Genomic DNA, 13,258 nt, shown 5'->3' with positions numbered 1-13,258 from the left:
AAGGAGTTTTAATTTACTCCTTTCTGCGCTGGAAGTAGAATGCCAGTCCGATTATTGCTGCAATTGGAAGTGCAATGGTTGGGAATTCTGGTATTGTTTCTTCACCGCCGGTGCCGCCGCCGCCATTGTCGTCCCCCTCACATGAATTGTATACCCATGTCGAGTCAGGATTGTCTGATGCTGTGTCTACATTACTCCAACTGCCATGAATTGCAATGGTAATGTCAGGGCACTCGTCGTAGTTAAGATATACTTTTGAGACCGGGGTGGATTTATCCGGCGATGTGTAGTTTACAAAGCCAACTGGGAAGTATGCCGACGAGGAATATGGACCTACATCATTCCCCATAGGCCATGTTCTTCCTAGCTCGTCTATTACACTAGAAGGAGCTGGACTTACAGTTATTTCCTTCAGATTTGTCCTCGTAATTTCTGAAGTTTCAGGTAGACTTACGGTCACATTCCCATCATCACATGTTACATAGAATGTAGCAATAGATTGTGCATCTGTATCAGAATACAGCCACGTTCCACAATCATATGTGGTTACTGCACTTGCTGCCCCTACCGATAGCAGCATGCTGATTCCTATTAGTATTGTTAGTATTGTTCTTTTCACGTTACCACCATCCACTAAGATGTTTAGGTTTTTTAATAGTAACTGTATATCTCTTCTCTTTCTTCTTATACTTTGCCAATGAATTTAAAATGTCATCATCATAATCATAATGATATATTTCGATTAGATAAGTTTGACCATATTTCTAGATAATGAAAGTTAATTAATTTTAACTAAAAAAGAAATATCAAAGGAGTAAGTTCACTCCTTTTTACGCTGGAAAATGAATGCAAGTCCGATTATTGCAGCTATTGGAAATGCAATGCTTGGGAATTCAGGTATGCCGCCGCATGTGTACCATCCAAATGTAGTATGGCTGATGCCTATCCCGGAAACTGCAATTAATCCAGTGCCTGATGTTGCTTCATCGTAATCATATATATTGTAGCAATTGCCTGCTTTTACCAGTACAACACCAAGGGGACAGGTTGATGTCCAGTCAAAGGAGTAGAATTCTTCTTCATCAGGGTCATAGTATGCAGTGATAGTTATCAGGTTTCCATCTGTTACAATTGAACGTGTATATTCGTTACTGTCTCCTACCTGTTCCCAGCCATCGAGACCGTTCCATTCATCACGATCTCCCAGTTTATAGAATGATGAATATAAAGTACCCTTATAGTCATTGTAATCGCCAATTTCGCTTGCTGCGCTTCCTACGTTTTTGATTATGACATTATCGCAATCTGAATAGGTAGGGATGTCTGAACCTACTGTTGCTCCTGCTAACGGTATGAACAACGTCAGTAAAAGCATTATTATAAGTCCTATTTTCATAGTGTACCACCACTTTTTTTAGTTTTGTATATTGGTACGGTTAATACCTTTCTCTCTTATTAATTCTTCTCTATTTCTTAGTATTTAAACATGTCCAAATAGTACTTAATGTTATCATAGTCATGATGATGATATATTATGTCTTATTTTAAAGATTAATTGAAGTTGCCTCTTCAATACTTATTTTAATCAAATTGCCTTATGTTCTAACATGGGTAACAAGGTTTCCATTATAAGATGTGATGACTATTCCGAATCCTATGAATGTGTTGCAAAATCGCTCTCTTTCATTGGTACCTTCTCATCCATAATCTCAGAAGGTGACCGAGTACTCCTCAAACCCAACATCCTCGCAGCCCGCAAACCCGAAGATGCTGTAACAACCCATCCATCTATCGTTGCTGCAATGTGTGAACTTGTGAAGGATGCCGGAGGAATCCCATTAATCGGAGATGGTGCAGGTATGACCCATCCGGGTGCAACTGCTGAAGCTTTCAGAATATCGGGCATCGAGGAGGTAGCGAAGATACATGATGCAGAGCTCATCAATTTCCAGACAGCAGGATATGTTGAAGTTGAGGTTCCTGATGCCTTTCATTTTCCGAAAATGCATATCTCAAAAGCTGTGCTTGAAGCAGATGTCATAATCTCTCTTCCGAAGATAAAGACCCATGAACTGACATACTATACGGGTGCTGTCAAGAACATGTTCGGCGCCTTGCCTCTCAGGACCCGCAAGGAAATACATCTACTGGCTGACCGAAAGCTATTCGGTGAAGCTGTCATTGATCTGTATTCGGTCGCGAAACCCCATCTCGCGGTAATGGATGGAGTTGTCGGTATGGAAGGTAACGGACCTTCACACGGGACTCCTGTAAGGACAGGTGTAATCATGGCTTCGTATGATGCCGTTTCTCTTGATGTTGTTGCTTCGGGTATAATGGGTATTGACCCGCTGAAAGTGCCTACCACAGTAGCTGCTCTGGAACGGGGATTCGGGGAGAAAAAGCCGCATGTTGAAGGAGTTGACCCGGATTCTGTAACGGTTAAATATAAGCCATCAAGTGGGGGGATTATGTTCAATGCTCCTCCTTTTGTGACCCGATTCTTTGGCAGGTATTTTGAAATGCGGCCGATGATCGATACTTCCAGATGTATCCTTTGTGGTGCATGTGCCATGAACTGTTCAGTCCATGCTATAGAAGAAGTGGGCGATCATCTTGAGATAGACCGGGACAAATGTATCCTGTGTTATTGCTGCAGGGAACTATGCCCTGAGGATGCGGTGGACATCGACATGTCATTGCTGGCCAAAATAATTACTACTGGCAGAAGATAGGAAATATGTAGTACTGAAAAGAAAAATGAAAATAATGTTGTATGCCAGCTTAAAGCTGACATACCTCGCTCTTGCGGAGCCAGTCGATATCAGAGTGATACAACTGACGCAGGTCCTTGAGTCCGAGTTTGAGCATTGCAAGACGGCTTACACCAAGTCCCCATGCAAGTACAGGGTACTTGATACCCAGTGGGTGTGTGACCTCTTTCCTGAATACTCCTGCTCCTCCAAGCTCGACCCATCCAAGTCCGTCAACATAGACTTCGGGTTCTACACTTGGTTCTGTGTATGGGAAGTATCCCGGTCTGAAACGTACATCCTCGAATCCCATCCTGTGATAGAACTCAGAGAGGCATCCCAGGAGATTTGAGAATGACATATCCTTGTCCATGACAACACCCTCGAGCTGTTCGAACTCAGGTGTATGCGTCGGGTCAATGGTCTCCCTGCGGTATGCCCTGTCGATGGAGAATGCCTTAATAGGTGGCTCGGGGTTGTCTGCGAGATATTTTATCGTCAATGCCGTAGTATGCGTTCTCAGTACATCCTTACAGGCAATCTCTTCACTCCATTTTCCGCCCCAGCCTGTGGATCCTGTGTCGCCACCATTCTCGTGGGCTGCACAGACCTTATCCTTATATTCCACAGGGAGTTCCGATGTACTTGAGAGGTGGAATGTGTCCTGCATCTCTCTTGCAGGGTGATCCTGTGGCTGGAAAAGTGAATCGAAGTTCCAGAATGAGCTTTGAACCGCCTCGCCCTTGATCTCGGTGAAACCCATGTCAAGGAATATTCTTCTCATCTCATCGATGAGGCGCTGGTACGGGTGTATCTTTGCTCCGTATATTGGTTTTGGTTCTGTGTGGATGTTGTATGGTCTGAAATTCTTGTTCTTCCATTCACCACTCTTCAGGAGGCTGGATGTCACCTGTGCGACTTCCTCTTCAACGGAAATTCCTGCAGCTACCAGACCTTTGCCTTCGGTTGTGATCTTGATACTTCTATGCTTGTCCTCAGTCTTTGTCACAAGCTTACGTTTGATCAGGTCATTTACGACATTCCTGTCTGCTCCCAGTTCATCGAATGTCTTCTGTTCTCCTGCAAATGATTCCAGGGTCTGTTCATCCGCACCTTTTTCAGCATTGCCTGATGGAACTATCATTCCTTTCTCGATACCTGCCCATCCTTTGCGGCGTAGCCACCCGGTTGCTATGCCTGCAACTGCAGGGTTGAACTTCTCCTTTAGTTCATCCATTGAGGTAGGGCCGGAAATAGCATTGATGATCTGCCTTTCAGGCAGGCCTTCGTCAGCATACTTCTTTCCTTCGTCCGTGAGCTCGAATATCTCGGTCACGGTTTCCTCTACCTGTGCAAGTCCTTTCTCCTCAAGCAGGAAAGCAGCCTGCATTGCAGTTTCCATCTTCATCTCTGCTTTCTCAGCCAGCTCGTTCGGGCTTGCATCATTTAGTGCCTCCAATGCGATGAGTGTGTTCTTCTCATTGGATGTAAGGTTATATTGGGAGCTCATGATCACACCTGTTATTGCCTGTGTTATTGCTACTTAGATACTTATAATCCGTACTCTTCAAGTCTGTCCTTTGCCACTTCACGCAGTTCCTGATGCTCTTTGAGGAACTTCTCTGTCCTTTCGGCTGCGAGGGCCTTACAGTGCCCGCACATTCTTGTTCCTTCGCGGCATTCGGTGAATATCTGTGCCAGTTCCTCGTCATCATCGACAAGATGGAACAGGAACATCTCATAGACAGAACACTTGTCAGGTTCACCGCCAAGTTTCTTCTGTTCGTCAAGGGTCATCCTGCCGCCGGTCTTTGCTCTCTTGACCTTCTTTGCAGCACCCATGGGGTCCTCAGTGAGCGAGATATAACTCTCAGGTACACTGCTTGACATCTTCCCGCCCTGCAGTCCTGACATGAATCTATGATATGTAGATGAAGGTGGTACGAATGCATATCCATTGAATTCCAGCTCGACCTCTCTGACCGTATTCAATAGCATGTCGAAGTTATCAGCACTGAACACATCGACGTGTCCTTCGAAGAGCTTCGTCTTTCCGGGAATACGCTGGCTCAGTTCCTTCAGGGCTTCCTCGGGAGCACCCTTGCTGCGGACGCTGAAATATTTGTTTCCTTTCTTGTCTTCCCTGCCTTCGATCTTGAACATGTTCATCTTATGTCCAAGTCCTCTTGTAAGGCGGATGTGTGGGTCCTGGTCTGCACCAACAGGTATCACTGTTGGCTTGGGTCCACCGTACTCTTCAAGCTGTGGATGAAGTATGTCCGCACTCTGCGTCACTGCGCTCAGCATGTGTGCAACGTTCGTTTCACCTGTGAATCCGTAGATCGCACTGAGTTCTGAGTAATTTGCCTTTGAAGCAAGTTCGAATGCAAGGTCTTTGACCTGCTCTGAACCGGACTGGAAGTAGATATGCCCATCCGGCTCGAAACCAAGGGCAATGAGTGATATTATGTATTCATTGATCCCGATGTCCCTGCACATTTCCCATGACATGCCCCTGACGGAATGTGACTCCCTGTCAGCGATCCCTACAAAGGCATCAGCACCCTGTTGCTGGTGCCAGATAATCTCTTCCATTACCATCTTGTGTCCGAGGTGGATCTTACCTGAGGGCATGAATCCGCTCATGACGGAGAACGGTTTGTTGTTCTTCATGGCATCTGTGATCAGGTCATAACTGCGGTGTCCAAAGATTATCTTACGGTTCATGAACTTATGAGGGTTCTCGATCTCCCCGAGCATATCGTCAAATGGAAGTATTCCGAATTCATCGAATAACTTGGAATAGTCGTCAATGTTCAATGCGCTCCAGGGGTCGATCTTCATGTTCATATATTGCCTCTTGCTCCTCGGTTCATAGGATTTTCTTATTAGTGTCTGGCACTTGAAATTGTTAGTAAGAATACGTTGTGATATGTAAATGTTCTTATTGCGCTAATGAACTAGTCGATAAATTTGACAAACTCCAGAAGTCCGGCAATAAATATAAACACTGCAGTGGCGATGTAAATTGGTTTTCTATGAGCAGCTAAAAATCCGACAAGAGCTGAAGCACTCAAATATATCCAAAAATAGCTTATAGTGTGCCATATTTGCTCCCATTGTGAATAATCTGTAAGCCTTTCAAAGCGTGAATCTATAATTGCCGTCAGTATATTAGTATAAAAGAATATGAGTGGGAACATTAATAGGCCTAATATTGCAGAGGTTATTTTGTTTCCAGTATAGGCTGCATAAAAGAGTAATGTGAAAGGGGCAACAAAAAGGAATATCAGTATGAAGAAAGGTTCAAAAATAATTCCTGTTAATGATAATATGAGTGGTATGCCCGATATTGGGATAATTGCATACTTTGGATCTTTGATACACTCATCCAATTTCTCCAGGTGATCTGTTTTTTTGTTTTCGGACAATTCTTCTTTCATTTGTATGCCTGTTTCATCGCCACATCTATATAAAAATTATCACATATCTACTAAATATTTGTGCTAACAGGCCAATTTGCAATATGGTATTAGAATTTCCAGGGGAAATATAAATGAACATAACTTTCTTTTATTTCGGGGCACTGTTCTTTGGTTCAGTGACGGTATATAATCTATATTCTGCACGTAAATTGGGGAAAGCTACCTTCCTGCGGTCGTAGGTACGATGATGTTCATTTCATTGGTCCTGTTGATAGTTCTTCCCTGGCAATATGGCTACATCGCTTTTCTACTTACTGCAATGTTCTCTGTTGGAAAATACAGGAAGGTCCAGGGTATCAACAAAGAAAAGATGAAGCGTTTCATGGGTGACTCCAAAAACACTGAACCATTGAAACCCATCGATTATTTTACAGGATGGAAGCTGCTTCATCGCTGGAATGCGAAATATGGTCCCAATAAAGCTGCAATGATCAACTCGGCCCTGATGTGGTTCTTTGGTATTCTTCTGATTCTGGTATCGCGGTATGTCTGGCCAGATATCTTTTCAAATATCAGTTCAATGATCATTGTAGTGACTGTTGTGATGCTGGGATTTTACTGGCAGAATAAAAAGTTGCTGGAAAGTCTTGATGCAGACAGCTGCCAGCAGTTAAAAGAAGAATAAGAAGGTCAGGATTCTATCTTCTCAATATCATATGGCTTTGAAGCACCCTCGGGTATCTTGTCCACAAGTTCCAGATATTCCTGTTCCTGCATAAGGCACCTGTTTCTCTGCCCTCTGAAATGCCTGTCCTTGCGGATCTTGCTCCAGATGTCCTTTATGGAACTGTCCTGTATATTCCCGTAGTGGAATGGGATGTAGCAACATGGTTTTACAAGACCGTCTACGCAGACGCTCAGCCAGCGCTGTCCTGCCATGCATCCCAGCATCTCTCCTTCAAAATAAGTGTTGGCAAAGATGCGTGGTCCGCCTTTGGTCGAATTGATGCGGTGGTACATCTCAAGCACTTTATGCCTGTCATCGTCGGTGATTATCCGGTCGCCTTTCTTCTTGGGAACGGATTCCCAGAGTGAGAATTCGTGAACACCTATGTCCTTTGCAAGTTCGTACATTGCAGGCAGTTCATCGATATTCTTCGGTGATACATGTGTTGTCATTGTGACAAGCAATCCTGCCTCAAGTCCCATTCTCATGGCACCTGTGGCCATCTCATAGGCTCCTTCAAGACGACGTACCTCATCGTGCTTTTCAGGATTAGTGGAATAAATGCTGATAAGAAGGTTGTGCAGTCCGGCTTCCTTGAGACGCCTTGCATTATCAGGTGTCATCTCGGTTCCCGGGGTGTACATATTAACAATGGCACGCTCCTTGTCCACATAGTCTATGAGCTCGTAGATCTCCTCTCTGAGCATTGGGTCGCCCTCTGTGAAGACAATGACCATTGCACCCATATCAAGAACATCATCTATAGCCTGTTTGATGATGTCAAGGTCAAGGTCACCCTCTCCCTCGCTGACAACGCAGTGTTCGCAATTGCATTTACAGTTGCGTGTGATCTCAAAGGAAACGGTTTCCGGGATGTACCTTCCAAGTGCTATCTGTGTCTCGGCCAGCAGCAATCTGTTGAAAGCTTTGCTCGGGATGGGTGGCAGCCACGTGGATGCGATTACCTTATCCTCATCCACAAAGGCAGGTTTTTCTGCCTCCAGCCTTTCATTGATCCTTTTCAAAAAAGGGGCACATGCTTTGCGTAAAGGTCCATGTGCCTTCAGGTGGACAAAATCACCCTTCTTGTCCATCTTTATCGCGAGTCCGGGTATCGAGACCAATGTAATATCTTTATTGGATGAATCTTTTTTGTCGGCTTTCATTTACTATTTTTCCCCAAAGATCTGACTTCTGTCCGGGGAGAATACATCAGCTTCCTTTCCGATGACAGAGTGGGATGAATAGACAACAATGCCCTTATCGGTTATCATGTACGGACGAAGCACTTCGTCGTGCTTGACGCCTCTCATTTTCAGTATCTCAAGGGATCTGATCCTTTCTCCGCCAATCCTGTTGACCTGAAGGCAGATAACTCCTTCGGCAAGGTATTCTTCGACGCTGAAATTCTCAGGATTCATATTGATCTCGCTTGTGATTAGGGTGGTACAATCAAAGCTCTCTACATTCTTGATGAACTCGAGTATGATATGTCTCACATGAACAGGGTTTGGTGAGATCTTAAGGGATGTCAGTGAATCAATGAAAAGACGTTTGGCACCGATCTCTTTGATACTTGCATATATCTGTTTCAGCACGGTCTCCAGAGTTGCGTTCTCATGGTCTCCTTCTTTCTCAGGTTCCATGGTCTTTTTGATGTACCTGTCGTATGCTATCGGGTCAACCCTTATTATGCGGAGCCTGTCCTCTTTGATGAGACGTTCCATGTCCCAACCATGTCTCCACATATTTCTCATAATGCGCGCAGGTGTCTCTTCCAGTGTGACGTAGACTCCTGGTTCATTGTGTTCCATTATCCCTGAATACAGGTACTGTGAACCAAAGGTTGACTTTCCTGCACCGGGTCCTCCTGTCAGGAGGATCACATCATTCTCAATGAACCCGCCTTCTATAAGTTCATCAAATCCGGGTATTCCTGTAGGTACTCGTGCCATATCTTTCCTCGAGTGATTAATTTCGAGATTTTAATATAAATATGGCTAATTAATATTTAATAATTGCTTTTGAAAAAAAGAAGGATTTGATACCTGTATCAGGCATCAGATCTTTTCGGCGAATGCAAGGGTTCCGCTTATCCTCTTGATCCTTATCTTGAGGGTTTCGCCCTTTGCAGCGCCCGGTACGAAGATGGTGTACTTGTCGACCTTTGCAATTCCATCGCCCTTGGAACCAACAGCATCGATACGAACATCGTATTCTTTGCCTTCTTCAATGGCGTCCTGTTTGACAGGTGCACTGGCACGTCTCTTCTTTACAGGTCTGTGTGCTCCACATGCTGCACATTTCAGCACAAGGACCCTGTCCATCTTCATAAGTTGTGTGTCAGGTCTTTCACATTCTGAACACATGACGAATTCTTCAACATATGCCTCGATATTCGAGCTGATCTGTTCCTTTGAGAACCTTCCCTGAAATACTGCCCTGGAACCGTCTATCTTACCGGCGGTACCCATTTCACGGGTCAGATATTTCATAACATGGTCCGGTTCCCTGTTAAGGACATCCGCAATGTTGTTGAAATTGTCAAGGATCGTGGTCTTACCTTCCACCATGATCTTGGGTTCGGGGATCACGAAACGGGCATCCGTAGTCTCCTTATCAGGTAAGTTTGCTATCGCACGATCAAGAAGCGCTTCGTAATCTTCCATATTATATCCCTCTGGTCAATTTGTATCTACTGCACAAGTTCCATTCCCTGGTCAACGACGATCCTGACAGGGGTTGGCAGTTTCTGGCCGGCTTTCCTGAGTGCTTCCTTTGCAGCTCCAAAGTGCTCTTTGTTAACGGAAATTGTAAATATCTTCTGGCCTACTGAAACTCTTGCTGCGGTTCCTACGTTCTTACCGAATGCACCACGCATACCACTGGATACACGGTCTGCACCTGCTCCGGTTGCCTGCTTGTTCTCTCTGAGTACCTCGTGTGGGTATACTCTGAGCTTGATGTGGTAACCTGCACGACCTGCAGCATTCACCATTGCCCTGTTGGCGGTGATACGTGCTGCTTCAAGTGCGGTGTGACGTAACTGGCATCTCTCTGTGACCACGAGTGTGATCTTTACCGGGAACTCAGCGCTCTTGTTACCCATGTCGTAGTGAATGACGTGGCTACCTGGTACACCACCCATGTATTTCCTTCTGGTGTATGAGCGTTGTCTGACGTTCCTGTACATACTTGCTGGTTTTCTTACCATGAATAAAATCTCCTTGAATCGATTAGTGTAATGAATGCGGCACAATCTTCCATGGCCGCTGAATCTTGCATCTGGATCTGTATCCTTATTGATATGTATCTTTTGTATTTGTTGATGTTGCTATCAACAATTTGGATCTATCTCGATGGCTGTCCTCCTACTACCTTGGAGTTTATAAGTCTTATCACCGGTTCAAGTCCTATCCCTGAATTCCGGTGCAAGTAATCCATAACAACCTGAGAGCATCATGTTCCCATAAGGTGCAGCAAAATGGAGCTTACTCCATATCCTTTCGTCCTTATCCTCTTCGTCCATGTCCTGAAGGATATTACGTCGTGGACCTGTGATCATTATGGATCTGATGGCATCATGTCCCGGTGTCTCTTTAATGTAGCATCCATGACCTCCATCGTTGAATATATCATCGAAAGTAAGTTGGCCGCTGGCAAAGTCATCGATGTATCGCTGTAGTTTCTCCCCGTCAAGGGCAGATGTGTGATGCTCGAAAAGGGCTACTACCCTGTTATCATTAACTATCGCCGCGAGGGTATGCCCGTTTCCTATATTCACCACAATTGCAGGCTGGGCTGCCTGTGGGTCGAGCAAAGCACCGAATATTGCTGCCGGACCTGTATCCATCACAATGATATCCATGTCTTCAAGGCTACGTGCCACAGATGCCATCCTGGTGAACTCTTCCGGTATCTTTTCTTTTTTGTATGCGAAACGACTGAAGTCTCCTCCATCATCTATGAACCTCTCGAATATCCTGAACCTGTAGATCCGATTGCTGATGTCAGGTGAATTCCCATGGTCCTGGACTGCCACTGCTATGTTCCCTGGCATCTCCACTCCGAAATTCTCAAGTGCTCTTCTGATAGCATCCTGGTCTATATCCTGCAGGACTATCTCTTCTACATCTTCAGGCGCTGCATCACTATCATCTAATATCTTTATGCCCATGGACCTGACCCTCTCAAGATCGTCCTTTATTGTGAGGGCTGCATTTACGGTAGCATACACTTTGTAGCCGCTATCCAGGTGGGACTTGATGGCTCTTACAGATGGTCCGCCTCCCATGACATGACCTTTCAGGAAAATATCCTTTCCTTCTTCTGTTGCCTTCTTTACTTTTCCTGCAATGATGACCGTAGGGGATGGCATCACCATCACAAGACTGTTCTCTACTTCCTTTTCCGTGTCATACAGGAGTATGTCCTGGGTGCCGGTACCTACATCTATAGCAAGTGTTCTCATACTCGAATCGAGTGGTTCTTATACTTATTAGAGTATAAATACTTCGTATGAGCAGCCCATCAACAACAGAGCATAAGGAAGGTGCAACAGGTGTCTATTCATTCTATCTTGTGACGATATCGACTTCCAGGTTCGAGGAACATGGTAGTATCGACTCTCCCGAAGAGGCGGATGACATATCAGGGAAGATCATGAGGGACCTTGTTCTTTCAAAGGGGCATACTGTATCTAAATATGAGCTGGTCCCGGATGATGCATCCCTTATCAAAGGGTCTGTACATCGTGCAATAGAGTCCGATGCTGACCTGATCATTACAAGTGGAGGAACAGGGCTTGCTTCAAAGGACGTTACGATAGAGACTCTTCAGCCATTGTTCGAGAAGGATATCCCGGGATTCGGGGAATTATTCAGGCATAAGAGCATAGCTCAGATAGGTACTTCTGTCATTCTCACAAGAGCAGCAGCGGGTCTGCTCAGGGGTAAAGTGATATGCTGTCTTCCGGGTTCCCCTTCAGCGGTAGAACTTGCACTTGATGGGATAATACTTCCTGAAACCGGTCATCTTGTAAAGCATGCCAGGCAGTAACCAAAAAAGGTTTATATAGTCTACTTTATTTAATTAGAATGTGCCCAAAAGGCACGCTTATATATGTATATAATTATATATTGTATGGGTTCATACTAGTATAGGCATTCTCATAACAATAGTCATTATAATGATATGGGGCAAGTCCTATATACGATCCCAATGAAGAGGGAAACATGTCCGGGTACTCTTTAGGCATCAAGGAACTGGATGAACTGCTTGGCGGCATCCGGGAAGGCACTAATCTGATGATTATAGGCCCGCCTATGAGCCGAAAAGATGACCTTCTGGACGCGATAATTTTCAACAGCCAGAGTCCTGATGATTCGGCTATCATGGTTTCCACGCGCGAACCCGGGGAGCGTATCCTTGGATGGTTCGAAGACAATGGGATGGACATGTCAAATGCAGATATCGGTGTAGTTGACTGTGTGACCAAGACCCTTGGTCTGGGTGCTGCTGATACCGACCAGATAAAAAGGGCATCAAGTCCTGTGGATCTTACCGGTATTGGTGTCAAGATAAGCCAGTTCTTCGAAGAGATGCTTGTAAAGAAGCAGAAGAAGAAGATCCATCTTTGTATCAACTCGCTGTCGACCATCCTTATGTACTCCAACATACAGACCGTATTCAGATTCCTTCATGTATTCACAGGTCGTGTGAAGGCAGCTAATGGTTTTGGTCTTTACGTAGTTGAGGATGAGATGCATGATGCTCAGACAATAGCCACGTTGAAACAGCTTTTCGATGGCATGATCGAGATAAAGGCAGCAGGGGATGCATATGTCATAAGGGTAGTAGGTCTGACATCCAAACCCACTCCATGGTTCGAATACAATATCGATGGAAAGGACATCTTCGTTAAGAGAACATAATGATTGCAGTTCTCATACAGGGTTCGCTACAAATGCATGCTTGAATGTATGTTTACAAAAGCATGTTTATAGCCATATTATTCCTGTGGCTCAGCTCTCTATTTTTATACTATCGTTGATAAAGCATTTATACAGGACTATTTATCAGGAGTAACTATCATGGAAAAAGAAAAGATATATCAGTTAAGGAAAGACGCCTCAAAGATAAAGCCGATAATCAATATCGGTAAGAATGGAATTACAGAATCTGTTCTTGAGGAACTGAAAAAGCAGATCAAGGCTAACAGGCTTGTCAAAGTGAAGATGCTGAAGACAAGTGCGGAAGGCGAGGATATCAAGACCTCGGCAGAGAAGCTTGCAGAAGCAACAAGAACGACCCTTATAGATGTAAGGGGAAGTACAGTAGTGCTTTACAGGTGA

The 13,258-nt window shown here is 44.7% G+C and carries 15 protein-coding genes; 5 read left to right on the top strand and 10 right to left on the bottom strand.

The genetic code is table 11. From position 1 onward, the window contains the following. Positions 1–13 precede the first annotated feature (13 nt). Together V7O63_RS01250 and V7O63_RS01245 are read right to left on the bottom strand one after the other, a co-directional pair. A complete protein-coding gene (locus tag V7O63_RS01250; protein WP_340819424.1) occupies positions 14–619 on the bottom strand; it encodes a PEF-CTERM sorting domain-containing protein in 606 nt (201 codons plus the stop codon). A gap of 201 nt (positions 620–820) precedes the next feature. Continuing rightward, positions 821–1,396 carry a PEF-CTERM sorting domain-containing protein gene (locus V7O63_RS01245; protein ID WP_340819423.1) on the bottom strand — a complete coding sequence of 192 codons (576 nt, stop codon included), beginning with the start codon at positions 1,394–1,396 and terminating at the stop codon, positions 821–823. Positions 1,397–1,607: 211 nt separating this feature from the next. On the opposite strand from V7O63_RS01245, the gene V7O63_RS01240 reads away from it, so the two are divergent. Next, entirely contained in the window at positions 1,608–2,735 is a 1,128-nt protein-coding gene (locus V7O63_RS01240; protein ID WP_340819421.1) for a DUF362 domain-containing protein, read from the top strand. A 49-nt stretch (positions 2,736–2,784) separates the two neighbouring features. Here the strand turns inward: V7O63_RS01240 and V7O63_RS01235 are convergent, their stop codons facing one another. The 3 genes from V7O63_RS01235 to V7O63_RS01225 form a co-directional block, all read right to left on the bottom strand. Further along, positions 2,785–4,263 carry a phenylalanine--tRNA ligase subunit alpha gene (locus V7O63_RS01235; RefSeq protein ID WP_340819419.1) on the bottom strand — a complete coding sequence of 493 codons (1,479 nt, stop codon included), beginning with the start codon at positions 4,261–4,263 and terminating at the stop codon, positions 2,785–2,787. A gap of 41 nt (positions 4,264–4,304) precedes the next feature. After that, positions 4,305–5,603, bottom strand: coding sequence for a tryptophan--tRNA ligase (locus tag V7O63_RS01230; protein ID WP_340819417.1), 1,299 nt, complete (start codon positions 5,601–5,603; stop codon positions 4,305–4,307). A gap of 110 nt (positions 5,604–5,713) precedes the next feature. Further along, positions 5,714–6,196 carry a hypothetical protein gene (locus V7O63_RS01225; protein ID WP_340819415.1) on the bottom strand — a complete coding sequence of 161 codons (483 nt, stop codon included), beginning with the start codon at positions 6,194–6,196 and terminating at the stop codon, positions 5,714–5,716. 229 nt (positions 6,197–6,425) lie between these two features. Between V7O63_RS01225 and V7O63_RS01220 the strand changes: the two genes are divergently transcribed. Next, entirely contained in the window at positions 6,426–6,863 is a 438-nt protein-coding gene (locus V7O63_RS01220) for a hypothetical protein (protein ID WP_340819413.1), read from the top strand. 5 nt (positions 6,864–6,868) lie between these two features. On the opposite strand, the gene V7O63_RS01215 is transcribed toward V7O63_RS01220, so the two are convergent. The 5 genes from V7O63_RS01215 to V7O63_RS01195 all read right to left on the bottom strand — a co-directional run bounded on the left by V7O63_RS01215 (position 6,869) and on the right by V7O63_RS01195 (position 11,376). After that, on the bottom strand, positions 6,869–8,071 hold the full coding sequence (locus tag V7O63_RS01215) for a radical SAM protein (RefSeq protein WP_340819411.1): 1,203 nt from the start codon (positions 8,069–8,071) through the stop codon (positions 6,869–6,871). A 3-nt stretch (positions 8,072–8,074) separates the two neighbouring features. Next, complete coding sequence (locus V7O63_RS01210; RefSeq protein ID WP_340819408.1) at positions 8,075–8,860, bottom strand: ATPase domain-containing protein; 786 nt, start codon at positions 8,858–8,860, stop codon at positions 8,075–8,077. 105 nt (positions 8,861–8,965) lie between these two features. After that, the gene (locus V7O63_RS01205) at positions 8,966–9,574 is read right to left on the bottom strand and encodes a translation initiation factor IF-2 subunit beta (protein ID WP_340819406.1); all 609 of its coding nucleotides are present in this window, start codon (positions 9,572–9,574) and stop codon (positions 8,966–8,968) included. A 26-nt stretch (positions 9,575–9,600) separates the two neighbouring features. After that, positions 9,601–10,119 carry a 50S ribosomal protein L16 gene (locus tag V7O63_RS01200; protein ID WP_340819404.1) on the bottom strand — a complete coding sequence of 173 codons (519 nt, stop codon included), beginning with the start codon at positions 10,117–10,119 and terminating at the stop codon, positions 9,601–9,603. A gap of 192 nt (positions 10,120–10,311) precedes the next feature. Then, positions 10,312–11,376 carry a DUF1786 family protein gene (locus V7O63_RS01195; RefSeq protein WP_340819402.1) on the bottom strand — a complete coding sequence of 355 codons (1,065 nt, stop codon included), beginning with the start codon at positions 11,374–11,376 and terminating at the stop codon, positions 10,312–10,314. A 47-nt stretch (positions 11,377–11,423) separates the two neighbouring features. Here V7O63_RS01195 and V7O63_RS01190 point away from each other — a divergent pair, with 47 nt between their 5' ends. The 3 genes from V7O63_RS01190 (at position 11,424) to V7O63_RS01180 (ending at position 13,258) form a co-directional block, all read left to right on the top strand. Then, a complete protein-coding gene (locus V7O63_RS01190) occupies positions 11,424–11,963 on the top strand; it encodes a molybdenum cofactor biosynthesis protein B (protein WP_340819400.1) in 540 nt (179 codons plus the stop codon). 176 nt (positions 11,964–12,139) lie between these two features. Then, complete coding sequence (locus V7O63_RS01185; protein ID WP_340819398.1) at positions 12,140–12,838, top strand: recombinase RecA; 699 nt, start codon at positions 12,140–12,142, stop codon at positions 12,836–12,838. 159 nt (positions 12,839–12,997) lie between these two features. Next, entirely contained in the window at positions 12,998–13,258 is a 261-nt protein-coding gene (locus tag V7O63_RS01180; RefSeq protein WP_340819397.1) for a YhbY family RNA-binding protein, read from the top strand.

It is taken from the genome of Methanolobus sp. WCC4, assembly GCF_038022665.1.
In the GTDB taxonomy this organism is placed as follows: Archaea; Halobacteriota; Methanosarcinia; order Methanosarcinales; family Methanosarcinaceae; genus Methanolobus.
The sequence above is the reverse complement of the archived record's forward strand: the minus strand, read 5'-3'. Positions and strand labels throughout refer to the sequence as shown.

What these genes read in the sequence shown, in the direction of transcription:
- V7O63_RS01230 (WP_340819417.1), bottom strand. Translation starts at nt 5,603, where the DNA reads ATGAACATGAAGATCGACCCCTGGAGCGCATTGAACATTGACGACTAT.
- V7O63_RS01185 (WP_340819398.1), top strand. Translation starts at nt 12,140, where the DNA reads ATGTCCGGGTACTCTTTAGGCATCAAGGAACTGGATGAACTGCTTGGC.
- V7O63_RS01190 (WP_340819400.1), top strand. Translation starts at nt 11,424, where the DNA reads ATGAGCAGCCCATCAACAACAGAGCATAAGGAAGGTGCAACAGGTGTC.
- V7O63_RS01195 (WP_340819402.1), bottom strand. Translation starts at nt 11,376, where the DNA reads ATGAGAACACTTGCTATAGATGTAGGTACCGGCACCCAGGACATACTC.
- V7O63_RS01205 (WP_340819406.1), bottom strand. Translation starts at nt 9,574, where the DNA reads ATGGAAGATTACGAAGCGCTTCTTGATCGTGCGATAGCAAACTTACCT.
- V7O63_RS01235 (WP_340819419.1), bottom strand. Translation starts at nt 4,263, where the DNA reads ATGAGCTCCCAATATAACCTTACATCCAATGAGAAGAACACACTCATC.
- V7O63_RS01245 (WP_340819423.1), bottom strand. Translation starts at nt 1,396, where the DNA reads ATGAAAATAGGACTTATAATAATGCTTTTACTGACGTTGTTCATACCG.
- V7O63_RS01180 (WP_340819397.1), top strand. Translation starts at nt 12,998, where the DNA reads ATGGAAAAAGAAAAGATATATCAGTTAAGGAAAGACGCCTCAAAGATA.
- V7O63_RS01200 (WP_340819404.1), bottom strand. Translation starts at nt 10,119, where the DNA reads ATGGTAAGAAAACCAGCAAGTATGTACAGGAACGTCAGACAACGCTCA.
- V7O63_RS01220 (WP_340819413.1), top strand. Translation starts at nt 6,426, where the DNA reads ATGTTCATTTCATTGGTCCTGTTGATAGTTCTTCCCTGGCAATATGGC.
- V7O63_RS01225 (WP_340819415.1), bottom strand. Translation starts at nt 6,196, where the DNA reads ATGAAAGAAGAATTGTCCGAAAACAAAAAAACAGATCACCTGGAGAAA.
- V7O63_RS01215 (WP_340819411.1), bottom strand. Translation starts at nt 8,071, where the DNA reads ATGAAAGCCGACAAAAAAGATTCATCCAATAAAGATATTACATTGGTC.
- V7O63_RS01240 (WP_340819421.1), top strand. Translation starts at nt 1,608, where the DNA reads ATGGGTAACAAGGTTTCCATTATAAGATGTGATGACTATTCCGAATCC.
- V7O63_RS01210 (WP_340819408.1), bottom strand. Translation starts at nt 8,860, where the DNA reads ATGGCACGAGTACCTACAGGAATACCCGGATTTGATGAACTTATAGAA.